Here is a 22,369-nt window from a genome sequence, read left to right as displayed (position 1 = left end):
ATTAACTCTCCAATTCAACGTGCAGGATATCGCCAATGGCATCGGGGTGTTTTTCGGTGAACGTCGCAGGTCGGTGCTGGTCACGCTCGGCAACGAAGACCACGTTGTCATCACGAAGATCGGCGTTGATGAAGTGGGCAAAACGCGTTAGCTGCGATTCGTCGTTGATCGTGGCTGTCCACTCACACTCATACTCATCAACCAACTTGGCAACGTCCAGTTCTAGTTGGGCGTTGATGCCAAGTTTGTCATCAACAATCACTTCTCGCAGGTAGTCCACGCCACCTTCCATGTTGTCCATCCATACAGAGGTACGCTGCAGTGGCGCAGCGGTGCGGATGTACAACATCATGAAGCGGTCGATGTACTTGATGAGCGTTTCTTGGTCTAGGTCGCTGGCCAGTAGATCGGCGTGGCGAGGTTTCATACCACCGTTACCGCATACGTACATGTTCCAGCCGGCGTCGGTTGCGATTATGCCAAGATCTTTACCCTGCGCTTCCGCACATTCACGGGTACAGCCAGAGACACCAAACTTCATCTTGTGAGGAGTACGGATCCCTTTGTAACGGTTCTCAATGTAAGAGCCCAAGCCGACAGAGTCTTGAACACCGTATCGACACCACGTCGAACCCACACAGGTTTTCGCCATACGCAGCGCTTTTGCGTAGGCTTGGCCTGTTTCGAAACCAGCGTCAATCAGCTTGCGCCAGATCACAGGAAGATCATCTTTCTGAGCACCAAATAGGCCGATACGCTGAGCACCGGTTACTTTGGTGTACAGGTTGTATTCTTCGGCAACCGCAGCAAGCGCACCAAGGGCTTGTGGGGTAACTTCACCACCGGCCATACGCGGAATAACCGAATAGGTACCGTCTTTTTGGATGTTACCAAGGAAGTTATCGTTGGTATCGTGCAGCTTAACCAATTGAGGTTTGAGGATATGCTCACCCCAGCACGAAGCCAGAAGAGAGCCTGCTAGCGGTTTACAAACTTCACAGCCGTAGCCTTGACCGTATTTCTCTAGTAGCTCATCAAAGGTTTTGATTTCTTCGATGCGGATCAGATGGAAAAGCTCCTGACGTGAATAGGCGAAGTGCTCACACACATCGTTTTTCACTTCGATACCTGATTTAGCCAATTCAGCATTGAGCACTGACGTGACCAACGGAATACAACCCCCACAGCCAGTACCGGCACCGGTAACGGCTTTGATATCAGCGAGAGTATGGTTGCCGTCAGTGACAGCTTGGGCAATTTTTGCCTTGGTCACATCGAAGCAAGAACAGATCACGGCAGTATCAGGTAGCGAATCTGCACCTAACGCCGGTTTTTCAGCACCGGCGTGGGCAGGCAGGATCAATGTGTCCGGGTGCTCCGGCAGGTCGATTTCGTTGAGCATCAACTGCAGCAGGTCGCCATAGTCAGAGGTATCACCCACCATTACAGCACCGAGTAGTTTCTTGTTGTCCTCGGACACAATGATTCGCTTGTAAACTTCTTGCTCTTCGTTCTGGTATACAAAGCTCTTACAGCCAGGCGTGCGACCATTGGCATCACCAATTGAGCCTACTTTTACCCCAAGCAGTTTGAGCTTGGCGCTCATGTCTGCGCCTTCAAATTGGTTATCGTCACCAATAATATGTGAAACAGCGACCTGTGCCATTTTGTAACCCGGTGCAACTAGGCCATAGAACATTTCATTCCAAGAGGCGCATTCACCAATAGCGTAGATATTATCGTCTGAGGTCTGGCAGGTGTTATTGATAGCGATACCGCCGCGAGGAGCAACATCAAGCTCCATTTGGCGAGCCAATTTGTCTTGTGGACGGATACCGGCAGAGAAAACAATGAAATCAGTCTCTAGCTCAGTACCATCAGCAAAGCGCATCACGTTCCTAGCGCTAGTACCTTCCGGAGCAATTTCCAGTGTGTTCTTGCTGGTATGGACATTTACACCCATGCGCTCAATTTTCTGGCGAAGCTGATTACCACCTGCCATGTCTAGCTGTTCAGCCATTAGCTTTGGCGCAAATTCAACAACGTGGGTTTGTACACCGAGTGCCTTTAGAGCACCAGCGGCTTCTAGGCCGAGTAGGCCACCACCGACAACAACACCGACTTTGCTGTTTTTTGCTGACGCTTCAATTGCTTTGAGATCTTCGATAGTGCGGTAGACAAAGCAGTCTTTGCTTTCATTGCCTTTGATAGGTGGAACAAACGGGAAGGAGCCGGTCGCGAGGATTAACTTGTCGTATTGAACTTCACGACCAGTGCTGGAGTGTACGATGCGTTTTTCTCGGTTGATGTTAATGGCGCGTTCACCGAGGAGGATATTGATGGCGTGTTTCTGGTAGAAGCCTTCTTTAACGAGCGAAAGTTCTTCGGCGGTATGGTGGGAGAAATACGATGAAAGGTGAACCCGATCATAGGCGACACGAGGTTCTTCGCAAAATACCGTTACCTCGTAATTGTCCATATTGGCTTTATCGACTAATTCCTCGATAAAGCGATGGCCCACCATTCCGTTGCCGATGATGGCCAATCTCACTTTGCTCATAAGATCCTCTACTACAAAGTCATAAATTCTGAATGGAATCTTAATGAGACAGAGTGTGAATAAATATGACGTAAATCAATTACAGTTTTGAATAGCCCTAAAGAGGTACCCTCCTTTAAATCAGTAGCTTACGATTAGTTGTATTGTACTACAAGAATAAATATGAAGAATTAAAACAATAAATATGAAAGAGATACCACTTGTTTTATATTTATTTAGGTTAGTAATGGCATAACAAACGGGTACCACTACGCGGTTTGATGGTCAGGGTAAATATCAGTAAATTGCTTAATTTATCGGCGTATACCGAAGTGTTGTGATATTGGTGCTTGAATCTCAGTTTGGTTTTGGTACAAACAAGTAACGATGAGGTTCCGGAGGCAGGGATGACAACAAATAAATCGGTGGCCGAGAAATTACTGAGCCAAGAAATACTGGATCAGGTGCAAAAGCAAGGTGCCATTAATGCCCTCGAGGAGGTTTACAGTAAAGCTCGCTATGCGCGTTTTACCCGGGTGAAGTGGAGTGGCAATTTATATGATGGCCTTCTGTTCGACGACGGCAGTACTATCAGTGTTTATCCAACATCCTTTAACAAGCTCACGCTGATCGCGGCTAAACCTGGTGTTGCTTTGCCAGCATAAGTTTAAATATCAACCCTTTGAACTACTGGTCGAAGGGTTTTTATTTGCCGGTGAAGAAGGTTTCATTTTTGGTATGTAAGATTGCAATTGTGAGTGTTGATGTGCTCCTGTTGACCATATAAGTTGCTATCTGACCAAACAAAACTAGGGTAATCAATGGACGGTTACCTTGCTTATAGGGATTTATCGTTGTTGGAGTACGATTAATGAACCATAAAACCACGGGGAAGAGCCATCTGCCCTCCGCTGATACCTTGACGCACGCTTGTGCCTGCCATTCCTATCCCGCTGCACCTTCCGCAAACATTCAGTTTTACGGCTATTTTGCCGCATTTCGATTTAGTCACTAATTCTCTATTGCTGCTTTTTCGTCTGCAGCGCACTGATAAATAGATTATTTAAACCTTTTCGTTTTCTGCCCTCAAATGTGGCGGAAACACATTATTATGAGACAAAATTGTGAATGTAAAACTGCTTGGTAGTTCTCTCATTATTGCGGGTACGGCACTGGGTGCCGGTATGCTGGCTATTCCTATGGTATTGGCCCAGTTTGGCCTGCTCTGGGGGACGTTGTTGATGCTTGTGATCTGGCTGGGTACGACGTATGCGGCACTATTGTTGCTAGAAGCCAGTATTAAGGCCGGTGGCGGGCTTGGTATGAATACAATAGCCCGAAAAACCTTAGGTAAAGGGGGCCAGGTAGTGACCAATGGCCTGCTTTACGCACTATTGGTTTGCCTACTAATGGCGTACATCATTGGGGCGGGTGATTTGGTTATGAAACTCTTATCCAGTATCGGCCTTGAGCTGAGCCTAATGCAAAGCCAAATTGCTTTTACTCTGCTTGCGGGTGTGGTCGTTGCAGCGGGTACAGCTGTGATTGATAAATTAAACCGTGCGCTATTTGCCGTGATGGTTGTCATGTTAGTGCTGACATTGCTTAGTTTGGTTCCTACCATTTCAATCGATAACCTAATGGTTGCTACCAGTGATAGTAAGGTTGACCTGATCAAAACCAGTTCGGTGCTGTTCACCAGTTTCGGGTTCATGGTGGTGATCCCGTCATTGGTGACATACAACAAAGAAGCCACGCACCAGCAACTGCGAAATATGGTTGTGATTGGTTCTCTTGTCCCACTGTTTAGCTACCTACTGTGGCTGTATGCCGCAATGGGTAACCTAAGTGCAGAGCAAATGGTCGATTTCAACAGCGTGTCTGAGCTAATCGCCGTTCTGGGCTCAAACCACAGCATGATTAACCTTATCTTGTCAGTATTCACAGGGCTGGCATTGCTGACCTCTTTCCTAGGTGTTGCAATGGCGTTGTTTGACCAGAATGTTGATACATTCCGCCAAAACCGTGTTGTTACCTATGTACTGACGTTTATCTTGCCGCTTGCCGGTGCATTGTTCGCTGCCGATCAATTCCTGTCAGTATTAGGATACGCAGGTATTATCTTGGTATTCCTAGCAGTGTTCATTCCAATGGCAATGACGATGAAACTTCGCAAAGAAGATGACAGTGCGTTTGAAGTTGATGCTTCAGGTATGTTGTATCAAGCATCAGGTGGCCAACTGGCGATGGGATTGAGCTTCCTGTTCGGATGCTTCTTGCTCGCGGCAGAGTTGATTTAACCGCTGCATATAGCTGTTAGCAAACTAAATAAGAAGCGGGGCGTTTACTGAGTAAACGCCCTTTTTGTTTCTACCTGATTAATGCACAAGGCAAATACACAGGCTGGATAGGCAGGATGCGACCAAACAAAACTACCTGTTGAAGTTTTAGCGACCAAACAAAAACTTCTCACTGCCCTATGGAGTACTATTGGTAATAGGATAAAGCAGTGTTTTCCAATGGCATTGATAATACAAACTTTCGTGGTTTGCAGCTATATCTAGCCTACATCCTGCTGGTGCCGAAAAGAGCCTTGTTTGTAAACTTAATTATACACTCCCGAGGTGTAATGGGGCTCCATCAGATATTCTTAAATACTTCCAGTTAAAACAAGCATCTTGAGGTGACTTGGGTATAGACTTGTGAAGTAAGTAGATGGCGAGGAAGTCGATATGTCTGGTAAAACTGAGACGCTTTGGGATAGGGCGATTTCTGTTGCTACGCGAGCATTGGCTGCGGGTCGCTTGATGCCAATAGTTACGGATGCCCAGCGGATAGAAGAAGAGGGGATTTCGTATTTTGCTCATGTTGTCACCGCCAACGCGACGAAAAAGTGCCGGGCAACCTCGACCCAAGGCAATCCGTTTTTGCCCTATGAACAATCACTTTATGTTGATGAAGTCGGTCAAGAGCATGTCTGCCTGTTAAACAAGTTTCCCGTTCTGACTCCGCATTTGCTTATCTGCTCAAAAACCTTCATCCCGCAACAATCTTGTTTAACCTTAAGTGATTTTCAAGCTTGGCTGGCAGGTTTTGACTATCCTGATGTCTTTGGTTTTTATAACAGTGGCCCACAGGCAGGAGCGAGCCAAGCTCACCGCCATATGCAGTTAGTTCGATCGCCGATACCGCTGGAGAAGGTTATCTCACAAGGGGAGCTGCCTTTTGTACATTGCCTCGCACTATTACACACCCTGGAGGCTGCGGATCTGTATCGTCATTATTTGTCGATGATGGCGCAGTTAGGACTGTTAGCTGATAAAGAGTGTGGGGACTGTGCCCCTTATAACCTGTTACTCACTGAGCGTTGGATGTTATTGTTTCCCCGCAGTAAGAATAATATAGAAGGGGTTTTTGCTAACGGAATAAACTATTCAGGACGCTTTCTGGTTAAGCAAGCTGAACAATTGGAGTGGCTCCAGCAGTATGGACTGATGAACTACCTGACTAATTGTAGCCGTCATTCTTAGTGTACAGGGTCTGGCCGGTGTCTATCACAAGTTACGCCAACCCCAATCTAAGGGTATAAAAAAACCCGATAGCCAAGCTACCGGGTTTTTATCAGCCATTAAAGCTTAAGAAAGAATTACTTCTTCTCGTTAGCCGCTTTAACGTCAGCAATAACCTGCTCTGCAACGTTTGCAGGACATGGTGAGTAGTGCGCGAACTCCATAGAGAACTGACCACGACCAGAAGTCATTGTACGTAGGTGACCGATGTAGCCGAACATTTCTGATAGAGGAACGTCTGCTTTAATACGAACACCAGTAGTACCAGCCATCTGATCTTTGATCATGCCGCGACGACGGTTAAGGTCACCGATAACATCACCAACGTGATCTTCAGGAGTGAACACGTCTACAGCCATGATTGGCTCAAGAAGCTGTGCACCTGCTTTAGGCATAGACTGACGGAATGCACCTTTCGCTGCGATTTCGAATGCTACTGCAGATGAATCGACTGCGTGGAAACCACCGTCGAATAGCTCAACTTCAACGTCAAGAACAGGGAAACCAGCAAGGACACCAGTGTCCATCATGCCAGCAAAACCTTTCTCAACAGCAGGCCAGAATTCTTTAGGTACGTTACCACCAACAACAGATGATGTGAACTTGAAGCCAGAACCAACTTCACCTGGTTTGATACGGTAGTCAATCTTACCGAACTGACCAGAACCACCAGACTGCTTCTTGTGCGTGTAGCTATCTTCAATTGCTTGAGTGATAGTTTCACGGTAAGCAACCTGTGGTTGACCAACGATTAGGTCTACACCGTAAGTACGCTTAAGGATATCAACCTTGATGTCTAGGTGAAGTTCACCCATACCTTTAAGGATGGTTTCGCCAGTTTCTTCGTCAGTTTCAACCTGGAATGATGGATCTTCTGCAACCATTTTACCGATAGCGATACCCATCTTCTCAGAACCGCCTTTGTCTTTCGGCGTAACTGCGATAGAGATTACCGGAGTTGGGAAGATCATTGGCTCAAGAGTACACTCGTGCTTAACATCACATAGAGTGTGACCAGTTTGAACGTTCTTCATACCAACAACAGCGATGATGTCACCAGCTTGTGCTTCAGTTAGCTCGTTACGGTCATCTGCCTGCATTTCAACCATACGGCCGATACGCTCAGTTTTACCTGTCGCAGAGTTAAGGATGGTGTCACCCTTCTTCATGCGGCCAGAGTAGATACGGATGAACGTTAGAGCACCGAAACGGTCGTCCATGATTTTGAACGCAAGCGCTTTTAGTGGCTCGTCAACAGATACTGTTGCAACTTCACCAGTTGGCTCACCAGTTTCTGGATCTGTTAGCGGCTGAGGATCTACTTCTGTTGGAGAAGGTAGGTAATCTACAACAGCATCAAGGATAAGTTGCATACCCTTGTTTTTGAACGCAGAACCACAGAATGTTGGGAAGAACGCGATGTCACGAGTACCTTTACGGATACAACGCTTGATGTCTTCGATAGAAGGCTCTTCACCTTCCATGTAAGCTTCCATCAGGTCATCGTCCTGCTCAACAGCAGTCTCGATTAGCTCTTCACGGTACTGTTCTACTTCGTCAACCATGTCCGCTGGAACATCGGTGATTTCGTAGTTTTCTGGAAGACCAGTTTCGTCCCAAACGTAAGCTTTACGGCTTAGTAGGTCAACAACACCAACGAAGTCATCTTCACGACCGATTGGTAGAACCATGATTAGAGGAGTAGCACCAAGAACGTTCTTAACTTGATCAACAACGTTGAAGAAGTCTGCACCCATACGGTCTAGTTTGTTAACGAAGATCAGACGAGATACTTCTGATTCGTTCGCGTAACGCCAGTTAGTTTCTGACTGAGGCTCAACACCACCAGAACCACAGAATACACCGATACCACCGTCAAGTACTTTAAGAGAACGGTATACTTCAACTGTGAAGTCAACGTGTCCAGGAGTATCGATAACGTTTAGGCGGTGGTCGTTCCAGAAACAGCTAACTGCTGCAGACTGGATAGTAATACCACGCTCAGCTTCCTGCTCCATGAAGTCAGTAGTTGATTCGCCGTCGTGAACCTCACCAGTCTTGTGGATCTGACCAGTAAGCTTAAGGATACGCTCAGTAGTAGTGGTTTTACCCGCATCAACGTGCGCGAAAATACCAATGTTTCTGTATTTAGATAAATCTGCCATTGTTTTTCTCTATAAACAATTACTGTCACTATTCGGTGGGGGAGTATATCACTGATTCCAACAAACATTACATAGGTCATTCAAGATAAAATGAACATTTGCTTGTTTTTGCTCCGTCTTTTTGGGTTTTTTGACGCAAACGCTCAATAAACCTACAAGACAAGTCGGCCGTAACACATTCTGTTTCGTTAATCACCGCCAAATTGCGCTTTGAAAGGTGGCGCCGGAACAGTCATAACGGCTTTTTACCGGTTCATTGTTCACTGAATCTGAACGATGTTAAATGGATTAATAGTAGCTAGCAAGCCACTAAATCCGCTTAATTCTAGTATCAATAGATAAAAGCTACCAGTGGCTTGCTGTAATTTACTTCTGCTAGGGCAATGCGCTGAAGCTTAGGGTTGCTCGGCATAGTAAACCGCAATGTCGGCTAAATCTTGTTCATTGAGAACAGACAGCTGCTGTTTCATCATTTCACCATAGGCTCCACCACGTTCGCCGTTTTGGTAAGATTTCATCGACTTATAGAGGTATAAGGCACTTTGGTTGTTAATGTGGGGATAACCATCTTTTTTCGTGAGCCCCTGTTGTCCGTGACAGAATTGGCAGGTAAACGACTTTACCTTGCCGGCTTCGCTGTTACCCTGAGGCATGGCGTTGGCCCACGAGGATGTACTGATAACTAGGTTGAATATAAAAAAGAGGGAAAGGAGATACAGGTGTCTCATGGTTAGTACTATCTTATGTAGAGTGACATTAAAATAATGTTACTGACAGAATATAGCAATTCATTGATCACACCTGTTTACTAAATAAATACGCGTTATTCTGCTAAATGGATTGGGTTGCAATAATGTTGACCATTAGTGATTCGTTTCCCATACTCAAATCAAGGAGTAAGGGAGAGTAAACCTATGAAAGGAATTATTTTTACTGAGTTTCTGGATATCGTTGAAAGCCGTTTCGGATTAGATGTATGTCAACAGATGCTTGATGATGCTGGTGTTGACGGCATTTACACGACTGTAGGGAGTTATGACCACCGGATATTGGTAAAAATGATTGTTTGCTTGAGTAAAATTACGGACATATCCTCGGAAGCATTGCAAGAAGTTTACGGTGAAGCATTGTTCGTGCGCCTGCTGTCAACGATGCCAATGATGGATAATTGGGAACTACCCACGGGCACTTTCAGTTTCATTGAGCAAGTTGAGCGTCATATCCATATCGAAGTGAAGAAGCTCTATCCTAATGCCAATCCTCCCCAGTTTGATTTCATTTCAAAGACTTCCGCTCAAATGATACTCGACTATATTTCGGCGCGCTGTTTCTCCCATGTCTGCCTTGGCTTGATACGGGGCTGCGTTCATCATTTCAATGAGAATATGGATATTGAAATGGAACCGGTTAGTCAAGATCAGAGCCACGTTCGATTTACGTTGACATTAAACGTGGGGTAACTATGGGCCTTGAACGCATGGATCTTGAACGCCAAGTTGCTTTAATGCAAAAGAAAATAGACCGTGAGCGAGAAGCCAGGAAAATGGCAGAGATGCTACTGGAGTCTAAAAGCTTAGAGCTCTATCAGACTAAACAAATGATTGAGCAAAACCTTGAGAAAATGAGAGATAAGGTAGCCAGTGGGTCTGATTTTCTGTCCTATCAGCAAAAGATGGACAATTTGCTGCTTCGCTTCGGTCATACGTTCCTAAAATACCAACCTTCTTTTGGCATCATCAAAGAATTGCTTGATGCGTTGATTACAAGCCATGCCGTCAGTGCTTGTGGAATCAATATTCGCTGCGATCTGACACCCGCACTCAATATTGCCTATTTCACAGGTACTGATGCGAAGGTCATTCCCCCAGACAAACTTAGATCGATAGGTGAGCACTGGGACGAACAACAACAGTTACATTGGTTCTCACTCAGTAATTCGGTGGTCAAGGGATATTTCGTTACCCGAATCGATGAGCGAAGAGAGTGGCACACCACCATTTGTAAGCATATGAATTTGATCGGTGAAATGCTGCGTTCATCTATTGACCGTCAATTAAAGCTTGAGGATGCAATATGGGCGAGAAAGTCTGCAGAGGAATCGGAAAAATCAACTCGTGATTTTTTGGCGATGATAAACCATGAGCTGAGAACGCCTCTGAACGGTTTATTGGGAACCGCTGAACTGTTATCAGATACCGAACTTGATAATCATCAAAGAGGGCTGCTGTCCACGTTACACCATTCTGGTGAACTGCTACGGGCCATTATTAATGATTTGCTTGATTACAGTAAGATTAATGCAGGAATGATGGAGTTGGCTATTAAACCTTTTGACAGTCACTTGATGAGCAATATGCTGAATGATATTTTCCAGCATCCAGCCAATGAGAAACAGCTCGACTTTTCTATTCACTACCTGCCAGATACTCCGCAATGGCTTATCGGCGACGAAGACAGAATCAAACAGATATTTGTGAACCTTATTGGTAATGCCATTAAATTTACCCAGAAAGGTTTCGTCTCTGTCACGATTGGTTGGCACGACGAAGCACTTAAATTTATCGTGCGAGATTCAGGTTGCGGTATTCCGAAAGAAAAAGTGGGCACTTTGTTCCAGCCCTTTACCCAAGTGGATAACTCCAGCAACCGCCAGCATGAAGGTACAGGCTTGGGGTTAGCCATTTGTAAAAAGCTCGCTGAGCAGATGAAAGGCTGGATAGAGGTAGACAGTGACGATGGCCGAGGGACTACTTTTACCGTTACTCTTCCATTAGACGTTTGTCTCTCAACGGTTAACGAGAAAGAAGGTCAGCAAGGCGGTATAACTTCAATTGATGATTTGACTATCTTGGTGGTGGAAGACTTAAAAACCAATCAAATGATTATCAAACTGATGTTAGGTAAGTTTGGTATTACTCCTGCGATTGCAGATAATGGACAAAAGGCACTGGAGATCTTAGCGCAGCAGGATTTCGATATTGTACTGATGGATTGTCGTATGCCAGTTCTTGACGGCTATGCCACGACCGAGCAGTTGCGCAGTACCGGTTTTAGTAAACCGATTATTGCGTTAACAGCTGGAACCACCAAGGCGGAGCGGGAAGATTGTTTTAATGCCGGTATGGACGATATTCTTTGCAAGCCTTACCAGAGCATTGAGCTTAGGGATATGATAGAAAAATGGGGCACAGAAATTGTCCCCCAAGATTAGGGCCCACAGTTAATGGTTTGAAAACCCTTCGCCCTTCGCCATGCGATCATAAAGAATGACATTGACTGCAGCGGCCAGGTTCATACAACCCTTGGTTGGCACATAGATGGTTTCGCGGCAGAATTCGGTGATCTCTTTTTTCAACGTCCCGTCTTCAGGCCCAAAGATATAAAAAGCCCGCTGAGGGTGTTTGTAATCAGGCAGCGGTTTGGCTCCCTCAACCAGATCAACGGCAACCGGCACGCAATCGTGTGGAATAATGTTTTTGAGATCTTCGACGCCAATTAGCGGGATATCGAGAATGGTATTTTTGGTGTCAGTACAAAACTTCTTAGCAAGGTCATAGCGTGTGCCTGTGTAAAACACACTATTGACGCCATAGCAGCCAGCGGCACGCATGACAGAACCAACATTTTCAGGGGTTTTGGGATTGAATAGCCCAACACAGGCGTAACCTTTGCTCATAACACGTATCTTTCCGAAATTTTCAACAGCGCGAGATTATACGGATTCTGACGGAAAATGGCAGGGGGAAGGCTAATGAAGTATAGAAGCGGATAGTCGCATAAGAGGGACAACCCGGCACGGAGAGTGTACCGGGGTCATTAACTCTGATTACTGGGTGACTACGTTAGCCACAGCACTTCTTGAATTTTTTGCCGCTACCGCATGAACATGGGTCATTACGGTTTGGTGTTTTCTCAAAAACTGTGGTTTTTGGTTTGTTGATCAGTGTCTCAAGCTCAACAAGGTTTTCTTCTGCCTCACTGTTTACCGTTATCGTAGCAAACAATTCGTGTTGCTTGAGTAGGGCTTCGGTCTCAGCTTTTTTCTCATCGCTATTTACGACAAGTTGTAGCGGGTTGATTTCAGTTCCCAGTTTTTTGGCCTGATTGGTATTGAAGCCGTAGCTTTCGTGCTTAGGCTTTTTCTCAATGCGACCTTTAAAGAAAAACTTAGACATATGATGATCCTGGCTTAAATAAGAGAGTTTCAGGCTCGAAAGCATGAAAGCGGGCGATATTAACGACTTCAACAGCTTGTCGCAAGTGATCACACCTTTTCATATTGCCTATTGAGTGGTTGTTCATTTGTCATTAGTGTCCTATCGTAAATATATATCATAAAAGAATTATATCTAATTCAACGAGTAAGATAGCGGACGCAAGCGCTGTCTGAAATATAGATTTATGCATGGAGGCTTGGATGTACAAATGTGTCTCATCGTTGTTAGTTGCGATGGCTATAGCTGGCTCGGTCTCTGCTAACGAGGTGATTGAAAGCCGCTCGTTAGTCGGGTTTGGCAGTGCTAAATATCCTGCTGACTTTTCGCATTTCGATTACGTCGATCCCGATGCCCCTAAAGGGGGGCAGGTGACTTATGCCCAGGTTGGCACCTATGACAGCTTCAACCGTTTCGCCTCGCGGGGAGTATCGGCTGCAGGTAGTGAGGCTATTTACGACACCTTGTTTGTCTCATCTGAAGATGAAATCGACAGCTATTATCCGCTGATTGCTGAAAAGGTCCGCTATCCTAATGATTACGCATGGATGGAAATTGATATCAATCCAGATGCCAAGTTCCATGATGGCAAGCCAATCACCGCTGCTGATGTCGCCTTTACTTTTGATAAATTTATGAAGGAAGGCGTTGCCCAGTACAAGGTATATTTCAAGGATGTTAAATCGGTAACGGCCAAGTCAGAGCGCACTGCACGGATTGAAATGGTCAAGCCAAACCGCGAGGTATTGCTGGCTTTGGTGCAGGGAATGAACGTATTGCCTGAGCACTTCTGGAAAGACAAAAACCTTAGCGAGCCTCTTAACACACCACCGGTCGGCAGCAGTGCATATAAAATTACGGATTATAAGCCTGGACAAAATGTCACTTATTCGCTGGTCAAGGATTACTGGGCGAAAGATTTACCAGTGAATGTGGGAAGGCACAATTTTCAAACACTCAAATACGACTATTACCGCGATGAAACGGTCACCCTCGAGGCATTTAAGGCGGGTGAATATGATGTCCGGGAAGAAAACGTGGCGAAGTTTTGGGCCACCATGTATCAAGGAACGAATTTCGACAAAGGCTACATAGTAAAAGAAGAGATCCCGCATCAAATTCCACAGTCGATGCAGGCGTTTGTCTTTAACACTGAACGCAGCTATTTCAGGGATCCCAAAGTCCGCGAAGCGTTGTCTTATGCCATGGACTTTGAGTGGATGAACAAAAGTCTGTTCTATAACCAGTACACCCGAACTCGCAGTTATTTCCAGAATACCGATTATGAAGCCAAGGGCCTTCCATCCAAAGAAGAAGTCGCGGTATTGGCACCGGTAAAAGACAAAGTGCCAGTCAGAGTCTTTACCGAAGAATATCAACCACCGAAGTCTGATGGCTCTGGTCGTATTCGTGTTCAGCTGCGCAAAGCGCTGGCCTTGATGAAAGAAGCCGGTTGGGAAGTACAGAACAAGGTGATGACCAATGTCGAGACTGGCGACGCCTTTACCTTTGAATTGCTGATGTACAGCCCGACAACAGAGCGGTTGGCGATCCCGCTGCAGAAGAACCTCAAGTTACTGGGTATTGATATGCGCTTGCGAACCGTGGATACCACGCAATATATCAAGCGGTTAAGGGACCGAGATTTTGATATGGTGTCTGCAGGCTACGGTGCTAACCCGTATCCGAGCCCGAATTTGATGATCGCCTGGAACAGTAACTTTATCGACAGTACCTACAACACCGCAGGGGTTAAGGATCCGGCCGTTGATTACCTCACAGAGCAAATTGCAGAGAATCAGGAAAACCCAGACAAGTTGCTCAGCCTTGGCAGGGCACTCGATAGGGTATTGCAGTGGAACTTTTATGTCATACCACAATGGCACATCAGTATGTTTCGAGTATCGAGTTGGGATAAATTTTCACGGCCCGATCAGCGACCCAAGTTTTCATTAGGTCGAGATACTTGGTGGATTGATCCCGAAAAAGCGGCCAAGCTGCCTGAGAAACGGCGGTAATTATGTCGGCATATATCATTCGGCGTCTGTTGTTGGTGATCCCCACCTTGTGGGCGATCATCACTATCAATTTCTTTGTGATTCAAATTGCTCCCGGTGGGCCGGTCGAGCAGGCGGTAGCCCAGCTTGAAGGTCATAGCTCAGGGATCATGGAGCGTTTTACTGGCGGCGGGCAGGAAGTCGGGGCGCTCGAGTCCTCGGAGAATGGTTCGGGCTATCGTGGTTCCCGTGGCTTAGATCCTGAAGTGGTCGACGCTATTAAGAAGCAATTTGGCTTTGATAAGCCGCTGCTTGAGCGTTATGTCGATATGCTCAAGGATTACGCCACTTTCAATTTTGGTGACAGTCTGTTCAAAGGTGGCAATGTCATAGATCTGATCATCGATCGTTTGCCCGTCTCCATTTCACTTGGCCTTTGGAGCACCCTGATCATCTACTTGGTGTCTATTCCGCTGGGGGTTGCCAAAGCGATAAAACATGGCTCGCGGTTTGATGTCTGGAGTAGTGCGGTGGTGATCGTGGGTTATGCGATCCCCGGATTCTTGTTCGCTATTTTGTTGATCATCTTCTTTGCCAGTGGCAACTACTTCAGCTGGTTCCCATTGCGTGGGTTAGTATCATCGAACTTTGAACAGTTGAACTGGTACCAGCAAATCATCGACTATTTTTGGCATTTAGCTCTACCAATTTTGGCTATGGTTATCGGTGGTTTTGCGACCTTGACCATGCTCACCAAAAACTCCTTTCTCGATGAAATCAATAAACAATACGTGGTAACGGCGCGTGCCAAAGGACTGGATGAGAACAGCATTCTCTATCGCCATGTTTTTCGTAATGCCATGTTGATTATTATCGCCGGATTCCCCGCGGCATTTATTAGTATCTTCTTTACCGGGGCAATGTTGATTGAGGTGATGTTCTCTTTAGAAGGAATAGGGTTGCTGGGATTTGAATCGACCATACAGCGTGATTACCCCGTCGTTTTTAGTTCGCTGTATATCATGACCCTATTGGGATTGCTCCTGAACATTATTTCGGATATCACCTATACATTGGTCGACCCACGGATAGATTTTGAGGCACGTTAGTGAAACTTAACCCATTAACCAAGGAACGTTGGGCAAGATTTCGAGCACATAAGCGGGGCTATTGGTCGCTATGGATTTTCTCGATTTTGTTTTTTGGCAGTCTGTTTGCTGAATTGATAGCAAACGATAAACCGCTGGTGATCCAGTTTGAATCACAGTGGTACTTCCCAATTGTAACCCCTTACGCCGAAACGGAGTTTGGTGGTGAGTTCGATGCAGAAGCCGACTATACCGATCCTTATGTCGCCGATTTGATCGAAGCTGACGGCTTCATGATCTGGCCGATCATCCGCTTTAGCTACGATACCATCAACTACGACCTATCCGGCCCGGCACCGTCACCGCCAGATAGCGTTAATTGGCTGGGCACCGATGATAAAGGGCGGGATGTCTTGGCGCGGATCATCTACGGATTTCGGATATCGGTATTGTTTGGCTTTGCCCTTACCGTTATCTCTACCGTGATTGGCGTCATCGTCGGGGCTTGCCAAGGGTATTACGGCGGGTGGGTCGACTTGTTCGGCCAGCGTTTTATTGAAGTGTGGTCTGGTATGCCAACTCTGTTTTTGCTGATTATCCTGTCGAGTTTTGTCGAGCCTAATTTCTGGTGGCTGCTTGGCATTATGGTGTTGTTTAGCTGGATGGGCTTGGTGGGGGTTGTTCGTGCTGAATTTCTCCGTTGTCGAAACCTTGATTATGTGAGGGCCGCACAGGCGATGGGGGTCGGTGATGGGCGCATTATGTTACGCCACATGCTGCCCAATGCCATGGTGGCGTCACTCACCATGATGCCGTTTATTCTTAGTGGTTCGGTGACAACATTAACGTCGTTGGACTTCCTGGGGTTCGGCTTGCCCGCCGGCTCGCCGTCATTGGGGGAGTTACTGGCGCAAGGTAAAACCAATTTGCAGGCACCATGGTTAGGCTTGTCTGCCTTTGTTGTTCTTTCGATTATGCTGAGCTTGCTGGTGTTTGTCGGTGAAGCCGTGCGTGATGCATTTGATCCCCACCACCAGAGGTAACCATGTCACAACCAATTATTACCATTGAAAATCTGTCGGTGGGCTTTCAGAGCGGAAATACTGTCAACCAGGTGACTTACAATGTCAGCTTGGATATCCGACGTGGTGAAACGCTGGCGCTGGTGGGGGAAAGTGGTTCAGGGAAGTCTGTGACGGCCAATGCCATTTTGCGCCTGTTGCCGAAGTCATCGACCCACTACCTTAGCGGTCATATCCATTATGATGGCATTGATATGATGAGGTGCCGCGAGAGGGAGATGCGTGGCCTGCGGGGGAATCGAATCGGTATGATTTTCCAAGAGCCGATGATGTCACTCAATCCGCTGCACAAGGTTGGTCGTCAGCTGTGTGAAACACTGGCCATACACCGAGGTACCCGGCAACGGGAAGCGCAGCATAAAGCGCTAGAATGGTTGAAAAAAGTCGGGATTAGAAACCCTGAACAGCGACTAGAATCCTATCCGCATGAGCTTTCAGGTGGCGAGAGGCAACGAGTGATGATCGCGATGGCCCTTATCAATGAGCCGGAGTTGTTGATTGCCGATGAACCGACCACCGCATTGGATGTGTCGGTTCAGGCTCAGATCTTGGATTTGCTCAATGATCTGCAGCGGGAAATGGGGATGGCAATGCTGTTTATCACCCATGATCTTAGTATTGTCCGCAAGATTGCCGATCGTGTTGCCGTTATGCAAATGGGGCGGTTGGTTGAAACCAATACCATGACCGAAGTGTTTGAACGCCCTCAAGATCCCTATACCATTAAACTGATCAACTCAGATCCAAGTGGCGAGCCGGTACCTGTTGATATGGCGGCAAGCCCAATGTTTGAAATCAAGGATTTAAGGGTATGGTTTCCTATTAAGGGCGGTATCCTCAAGCGAGTAAAAGATCATATCAAGGCCGTGACTGATGTAAGTTTTCTACTGCGTACAGGCCACAGTGTGGGTTTGGTCGGGGAGAGTGGTTCGGGAAAGTCGACAACGGGTATGGCTATTCTTAAGCTACTAGAAAGTACTGGGGAAATAGTGTTTTGCGGTGAGGATATTTCGGCATTTAATCGTAAGCAGATGTTACCTCTACGCAGTCAGTTTCAAGTGGTATTTCAAGACCCATTTTCTGCCCTTAACCCGAGAATGTCAGTGGCACAAATCATCGGTGAGGGGTTAAAAGTTCATCAAGATTTAACGCCAGAGCAAGAAGACAAAATGATTTGTGATGTGATGCGTGATGTCGAACTCGACCCTGACACTCGCCACCGCTATCCCAATGAATTTTCCGGAGGCCAGCGCCAGCGTGTTGCGATTGCGCGGGCGCTGGTACTGAAACCTTCATTCATCCTATTAGATGAACCGACATCATCACTGGACAGAACGGTTCAGTTTCAAGTGCTTACACTGCTTAAGCATTTGCAGCTGAAGTATAACTTAACCTACCTTTTCATTAGCCATGATCTTAATGTGGTGAAATCTCTCTGTCACTATACCTTGGTACTGCGTGAAGGGCAGGTGGTTGAACAAGGTGACACCCAAACCTTATTCAGTGATCCGCAGCAGGACTATACCAAGCAATTAGTTTCCCTTTCAGTTGTTTAGAACTAACCCCAAATAACGTCACATGATTTGGGAGACCTGGTAATACCAGATAAATGTAGCTGGGATGTAATGTGCTTCTCCTACATAATAAGTCGCCCAAAAGGCGCAGTTGTTATTATTGACTAGAATATGACCAGTTGACGGTTTTACCTATCGCTGTGATAGGGAAAACCTACTGGTGCTTTTTAGTCGTGTTGATAACATCAATACCGAATTGAACTATGTTCTTGCGCATCAATGCGATTAGCGTAGCGCTGATATGCTTATTACATTGCTCATCTTGGTATCACTACAATAAAATGAATAACTTGCCCTGATTGATTCAGGCAAGCGGGAAAGCATTATGGTTAAGCCTGAAAATAATTGTATCGTCATCTTCGGGGCGTCGGGTGACTTGACCCATCGCAAGTTGATCCCTGCCTTTTACCATCTTTTCGCGAATGGATTGCTGTCAGAAGAATTCGCTATATTAGGGGTAAGCCGCACTCACTATTCTGATGCTGAGTTTCAGCAGAGACTGAAAGAGTCGCTGACCGCCAACGAAAAAGTTGACCCTCAGGTGCTTGATGCTTTCTGTCAACGCCTTCATTACCAAGCCATTGATACTAAAAGTGTAGAAGATTACGCCACGCTGAAAACGCGTTTGGATGACATCGAGCAGAAGTATCACACTAAAGGCAATACCACGTTCTACTTGGCGACACCGCCGAGCTTGTACAGCGTGATCCCACAATGTCTTGCTGCGCATGGTCTGAATAGCGAAGAAAACGGTTGGAAACGCCTGATTGTCGAGAAGCCTTTTGGGTATGATTTGGCAACGGCCGAGCAACTTGATAAAGACTTGCACGCACACTTCCAAGAGCACCAAATCTACCGTATCGATCACTACCTTGGTAAAGAAACGGTTCAAAACCTACTGGTGTTCCGTTTTGCCAATACCATGTTCGAACCGCTTTGGAATCGTAATTTCATCGATTATGTCGAGATCACTGCTGCTGAATTTCTTGGCGTTGAGGAGCGTGGTGGATATTACGATGGCGCAGGTGCTGTTCGTGATATGTTCCAAAACCATTTGCTACAGGTATTGGCAATGGTAGGTATGGAGCCGCCGGCTGCTATTAATGCCGACTCCATGCGAGATGAAGTGATGAAGGTCTTCCAGAGCCTGCAGCCATTGTCTGAAAATGATTTGAACAATAACCTGGTACTTGGTCAGTACACTGAATCTGATGTTCGTGGTAACCACCTTAAAGGTTACCGTGAAGAACCCGGTGTTGCAGAAGATTCGCGTACAGAAACGTACGTCGGTTTGAAGATGTTTATCGATAACTGGCGCTGGAACGGTGTACCTTTCTATGTCCGTACCGGTAAGCGTTTGCCAACCCGCGTCACTGAAGTCGTTATCCACTTCAAAAAAACGCCGCACCCTGTCTTTGGTGCCAATGCGCCAGAAAACAAACTGATCATCCGTATCCAGCCGGATGAAGGCATCCTGATGAGCTTTGGCCTTAAAAAGCCTGGCGCGGGCTTTGAGGCAAAGGAAGTGAGTATGGACTTCCACTACGAAAGCCTTGAAGAAACACATATGCTGACCGCTTATGAGCGTCTGCTGCTTGATTCGATGAAAGGTGATGCCACCCTGTTTGCGCGTACCGATGCGGTGAAGGCATGCTGGAAGTTTGTTCAGCCAATTTTGGATTATAAAGAAAACCCAGAGCATCTCTATGGTTATGCTGCGGGGACTTGGGGACCGAAAGAAGCCGACGAGCTATTGTCTCGTGACGGTCGTGAATGGCGCTTCCCATGTAAGAACCTGACTAATACTGATTACTGCGAGCTATGAGTAACATGAATTACCACGTATTTGAAAGCTCTGAACAGGTTGTCCAAGCTCTAGCAAAAAGCTTGAAGGAATACAGTGAGCTTGGTCGCCCAGTCCATATTTCTCTGTCTGGAGGTAGCACGCCATCTCAGCTGTTTGCCTATTTGTCCGGTTCGGAATTTGCCCTGTCTATTCAATGGCAGAACCTCCATTTTTGGTGGGGGGACGAACGTTGTGTCGCACCGGATAATGAACAGAGCAACTACGGCCAGGCCAAAGCTTTGCTGTTTGATCACATATCGATCCCTGCCGAGAATATCCACCGCATTCGCGGTGAAGATTTCGCCGCCATGGAAGCTATCCGTTTTGCCGAGGAGATGATGACGGTCATTCCCGAAAAAGATGGGACGCCGGAGTTTGATTGGATCTTGCTTGGCATGGGAACGGATGGCCACACCGCCTCCTTGTTCCCGGGGCAAACAAACTACGAAACAACTGAGGTTGCTGCCATCGCAGCACATCCTGAAACTCGCCAGCTACGCGTGACCCAAACGGCACACTTGTTGGCGAATGCTAAACGTATTACTTACTTGGTTTTAGGTGCAAGTAAAGCGTCGGTGATCAAAGAGATTGCTGACAACGCACCGGCTGCACAAACGTATCCTGCAGCGAACGTCAGCTCGACGGCTGGCACGACCGAGTGGTTTTTAGATTCAGAAGCAGCCAAAGAGCTGGCACAAGGAGAAAAGTAAATGAAAGCAGATATTGGTGTTATCGGCTTGGCCGTAATGGGTCAAAACCTGATCCTGAACATGAACGATAACGGATTTAAAGTGGTTGCTTACAACCGCACCGTTGCGAAAGTCGATGAGTTTTTGCAGGGGCCGGCGAAAGGCACCAACATTGTCGGTGCGACTTCTCTTGAAGATCTGGTTAGCCAGCTTGAATCACCGCGTAAGGTGATGCTGATGGTTCGTGCTGGCGACGTTGTTGATCAGTTTATCGACAACCTAGTCCCGCTGCTAGACAAAGGCGACATCATCATTGATGGTGGCAACACTAACTACCCAGATACCAACCGCCGCGTGGCAGCGCTTCGTGAAAAAGGCATTCGCTATGTCGGTGCCGGTGTATCAGGTGGTGAAGAAGGTGCACGCTTCGGGCCGTCTATCATGCCGGGCGGTGATCCAGAAGCATGGCCGTATGTGAAGCCAATCTTCCAAGCCATTGCCGCTAAGACCGAAGAAGGTGAAGCGTGCTGTGACTGGGTCGGTAACGAAGGTGCAGGACACTTTGTTAAGATGGTCCACAACGGTATCGAATATGGCGATATGCAGCTGATCAGTGAAGCCTACCACTTCATGAAAGAAGGTCTAGGCATGTCGCATGACGAGATGCAGGCGACGTTCGCTGACTGGAACAAAACCGAACTGGACAGCTACCTGATTGAAATCACTGCTGATATTCTTGGCTATCGTGATGAAGATGGTGAGCCGTTAGTTGAAAAGATCCTTGATACAGCCGGCCAAAAGGGTACCGGTAAATGGACAGGTATCAATGCCCTAGACCACGGTATTCCGCTAACGCTAATTACTGACTCAGTGTTTGCTCGTTGCCTGTCTTCACTGAAAGAGCAGCGTGAACACGCAGCGTCACTATTCAACAACCCGATTACCGCTGTAGATGGTGATAAGTCTGAGTGGTTGGACGCACTTCGTCAGGCACTGCTTGCATCTAAGATCATTTCTTACGCACAGGGCTTTATGTTGATCCGCGAAGCATCTGAGTCTAACAACTGGGATTTGAACTACGGTAACGTCGCTCTAATGTGGCGTGGTGGTTGTATTATCCGCAGCGCATTCCTTGGCAATATTCGTGATGCATTTGAAGCAAACCCTGAGTTGGCCTTCCTTGGTCTGGATAACTACTTCAAGGATATCCTAGAAAGCTGTCTGCCAGCATGGCGTAAAGTGGTGGCTAAGTCATTCGAAACCGGCCTGCCTATGCCGTGTATGTCTTCGGCGCTGACATTCTTAAATGGTTACACCACAGCTCGCCTTCCAGCGAATATGCTACAGGCACAGCGTGACTACTTCGGTGCCCACACTTATGAGCGTACCGACAAGCCACGTGGTGAGTTCTACCACACCAACTGGACCGGTACCGGTGGTGATATTTCTTCAACAACGTACGATGTGTAATTCGTAGCTAAACGAAGACAATTAATATAACGATAAGGCGCTGAATCATCAGCGCCTTTTTTATGGATAGTCGTTGCCGGATATCAGCGAAAAACGGTAAGGGAATTATTTTTCGGTGAAGTCGATAATTACGCGA

Annotated in this window: 17 protein-coding genes; 12 read left to right on the top strand and 5 right to left on the bottom strand. The window is 46.7% G+C overall.

Annotated elements, in window-relative coordinates; translation table 11 throughout:
• Position 1: 1 nt before the first annotated feature.
• Entirely contained in the window at positions 2–2,560 is a 2,559-nt protein-coding gene (gene nirB, locus C9I99_RS07710; protein WP_107348267.1) for a nitrite reductase large subunit NirB, read from the bottom strand.
• 386 nt (positions 2,561–2,946) lie between these two features.
• Between nirB and C9I99_RS07705 the strand changes: the two genes are divergently transcribed.
• The 3 genes from C9I99_RS07705 (at position 2,947) to C9I99_RS07695 (ending at position 6,069) form a co-directional block, all read left to right on the top strand.
• Entirely contained in the window at positions 2,947–3,204 is a 258-nt protein-coding gene (locus C9I99_RS07705) for a hypothetical protein (protein WP_107348266.1), read from the top strand.
• 459 nt (positions 3,205–3,663) lie between these two features.
• Complete coding sequence (locus tag C9I99_RS07700) at positions 3,664–4,839, top strand: amino acid permease (protein WP_107348265.1); 1,176 nt, start codon at positions 3,664–3,666, stop codon at positions 4,837–4,839.
• Between the two features lie 432 nt (positions 4,840–5,271).
• Positions 5,272–6,069: a DUF4922 domain-containing protein gene (locus C9I99_RS07695; RefSeq protein WP_107348264.1), complete on the top strand. Its 798-nt coding sequence runs from the start codon at positions 5,272–5,274 to the stop codon at positions 6,067–6,069.
• A gap of 116 nt (positions 6,070–6,185) precedes the next feature.
• Here the strand turns inward: C9I99_RS07695 and fusA are convergent, their stop codons facing one another.
• Together fusA and C9I99_RS07685 are read right to left on the bottom strand one after the other, a co-directional pair.
• Positions 6,186–8,273, bottom strand: coding sequence for an elongation factor G (gene fusA / locus C9I99_RS07690; protein ID WP_107348263.1), 2,088 nt, complete (start codon positions 8,271–8,273; stop codon positions 6,186–6,188).
• Positions 8,274–8,668: 395 nt separating this feature from the next.
• Positions 8,669–8,926, bottom strand: coding sequence for a c-type cytochrome (locus C9I99_RS07685; protein ID WP_243734352.1), 258 nt, complete (start codon positions 8,924–8,926; stop codon positions 8,669–8,671).
• Positions 8,927–9,187: 261 nt separating this feature from the next.
• Between C9I99_RS07685 and C9I99_RS07680 the strand changes: the two genes are divergently transcribed.
• Positions 9,188–9,733, top strand: a complete 546-nt coding sequence (locus C9I99_RS07680; protein WP_107348261.1) for a heme NO-binding domain-containing protein — start codon at positions 9,188–9,190, stop codon at positions 9,731–9,733.
• A gap of 2 nt (positions 9,734–9,735) precedes the next feature.
• Positions 9,736–11,484 (top strand): ATP-binding protein, encoded by a 1,749-nt coding sequence (locus C9I99_RS07675; protein ID WP_243734351.1) that lies wholly within the window; start codon positions 9,736–9,738, stop codon positions 11,482–11,484.
• A gap of 9 nt (positions 11,485–11,493) precedes the next feature.
• Here the strand turns inward: C9I99_RS07675 and C9I99_RS07670 are convergent, their stop codons facing one another.
• Positions 11,494–11,949, bottom strand: a complete 456-nt coding sequence (locus C9I99_RS07670; RefSeq protein WP_107348260.1) for an RNA methyltransferase — start codon at positions 11,947–11,949, stop codon at positions 11,494–11,496.
• Between the two features lie 166 nt (positions 11,950–12,115).
• Positions 12,116–12,448: a PBPRA1643 family SWIM/SEC-C metal-binding motif protein gene (locus C9I99_RS07665; RefSeq protein WP_107348259.1), complete on the bottom strand. Its 333-nt coding sequence runs from the start codon at positions 12,446–12,448 to the stop codon at positions 12,116–12,118.
• 275 nt (positions 12,449–12,723) lie between these two features.
• Here C9I99_RS07665 and C9I99_RS07660 point away from each other — a divergent pair, with 275 nt between their 5' ends.
• From C9I99_RS07660 to gnd, 7 genes are all read left to right on the top strand, one after another.
• Positions 12,724–14,505, top strand: coding sequence for an extracellular solute-binding protein (locus C9I99_RS07660; RefSeq protein ID WP_420849225.1), 1,782 nt, complete (start codon positions 12,724–12,726; stop codon positions 14,503–14,505).
• Positions 14,506–14,507: 2 nt separating this feature from the next.
• Positions 14,508–15,593, top strand: coding sequence for a microcin C ABC transporter permease YejB (locus C9I99_RS07655; protein WP_107348257.1), 1,086 nt, complete (start codon positions 14,508–14,510; stop codon positions 15,591–15,593).
• Entirely contained in the window at positions 15,593–16,615 is a 1,023-nt protein-coding gene (locus tag C9I99_RS07650) for an ABC transporter permease (RefSeq protein ID WP_107348256.1), read from the top strand. The genes C9I99_RS07655 and C9I99_RS07650 overlap by 1 nt, the downstream gene beginning before the upstream one ends.
• A 2-nt stretch (positions 16,616–16,617) precedes the next feature.
• Positions 16,618–18,210: an ABC transporter ATP-binding protein gene (locus tag C9I99_RS07645; protein ID WP_107348255.1), complete on the top strand. Its 1,593-nt coding sequence runs from the start codon at positions 16,618–16,620 to the stop codon at positions 18,208–18,210.
• 343 nt (positions 18,211–18,553) lie between these two features.
• Positions 18,554–20,053, top strand: coding sequence for a glucose-6-phosphate dehydrogenase (zwf, locus tag C9I99_RS07640; protein WP_107348254.1), 1,500 nt, complete (start codon positions 18,554–18,556; stop codon positions 20,051–20,053).
• The gene (gene pgl, locus C9I99_RS07635) at positions 20,050–20,784 is read left to right on the top strand and encodes a 6-phosphogluconolactonase (RefSeq protein ID WP_107348253.1); all 735 of its coding nucleotides are present in this window, start codon (positions 20,050–20,052) and stop codon (positions 20,782–20,784) included. Before zwf ends, pgl begins: the two co-directional genes overlap by 4 nt.
• Positions 20,785–22,233: a decarboxylating NADP(+)-dependent phosphogluconate dehydrogenase gene (gene gnd / locus C9I99_RS07630; protein WP_107348252.1), complete on the top strand. Its 1,449-nt coding sequence runs from the start codon at positions 20,785–20,787 to the stop codon at positions 22,231–22,233.
• The last annotated feature ends 136 nt before the right edge of the window (positions 22,234–22,369 follow it).

Origin of the sequence: Photobacterium lutimaris, assembly GCF_003025555.1 — a bacterium.
Taxonomy (GTDB): Bacteria; Pseudomonadota; Gammaproteobacteria; order Enterobacterales; family Vibrionaceae; genus Photobacterium; species Photobacterium lutimaris.
This window is presented reverse-complemented; position numbering and strand designations above follow the sequence as displayed.

Coding starts and splice junctions, on each gene's coding strand:
- nirB (WP_107348267.1), bottom strand. CDS start 2,560: ATGAGCAAAGTGAGATTGGCCATCATCGGCAACGGAATGGTGGGCCAT.
- C9I99_RS07705 (WP_107348266.1), top strand. CDS start 2,947: ATGACAACAAATAAATCGGTGGCCGAGAAATTACTGAGCCAAGAAATA.
- C9I99_RS07695 (WP_107348264.1), top strand. CDS start 5,272: ATGTCTGGTAAAACTGAGACGCTTTGGGATAGGGCGATTTCTGTTGCT.
- fusA (WP_107348263.1), bottom strand. CDS start 8,273: ATGGCAGATTTATCTAAATACAGAAACATTGGTATTTTCGCGCACGTT.
- C9I99_RS07685 (WP_243734352.1), bottom strand. CDS start 8,926: ATGCCTCAGGGTAACAGCGAAGCCGGCAAGGTAAAGTCGTTTACCTGC.
- C9I99_RS07680 (WP_107348261.1), top strand. CDS start 9,188: ATGAAAGGAATTATTTTTACTGAGTTTCTGGATATCGTTGAAAGCCGT.
- C9I99_RS07675 (WP_243734351.1), top strand. CDS start 9,736: ATGGGCCTTGAACGCATGGATCTTGAACGCCAAGTTGCTTTAATGCAA.
- C9I99_RS07670 (WP_107348260.1), bottom strand. CDS start 11,949: ATGAGCAAAGGTTACGCCTGTGTTGGGCTATTCAATCCCAAAACCCCT.
- C9I99_RS07665 (WP_107348259.1), bottom strand. CDS start 12,448: ATGTCTAAGTTTTTCTTTAAAGGTCGCATTGAGAAAAAGCCTAAGCAC.
- C9I99_RS07660 (WP_420849225.1), top strand. CDS start 12,724: ATGGCTATAGCTGGCTCGGTCTCTGCTAACGAGGTGATTGAAAGCCGC.
- C9I99_RS07655 (WP_107348257.1), top strand. CDS start 14,508: ATGTCGGCATATATCATTCGGCGTCTGTTGTTGGTGATCCCCACCTTG.
- C9I99_RS07645 (WP_107348255.1), top strand. CDS start 16,618: ATGTCACAACCAATTATTACCATTGAAAATCTGTCGGTGGGCTTTCAG.
- zwf (WP_107348254.1), top strand. CDS start 18,554: ATGGTTAAGCCTGAAAATAATTGTATCGTCATCTTCGGGGCGTCGGGT.
- pgl (WP_107348253.1), top strand. CDS start 20,050: ATGAGTAACATGAATTACCACGTATTTGAAAGCTCTGAACAGGTTGTC.
- gnd (WP_107348252.1), top strand. CDS start 20,785: ATGAAAGCAGATATTGGTGTTATCGGCTTGGCCGTAATGGGTCAAAAC.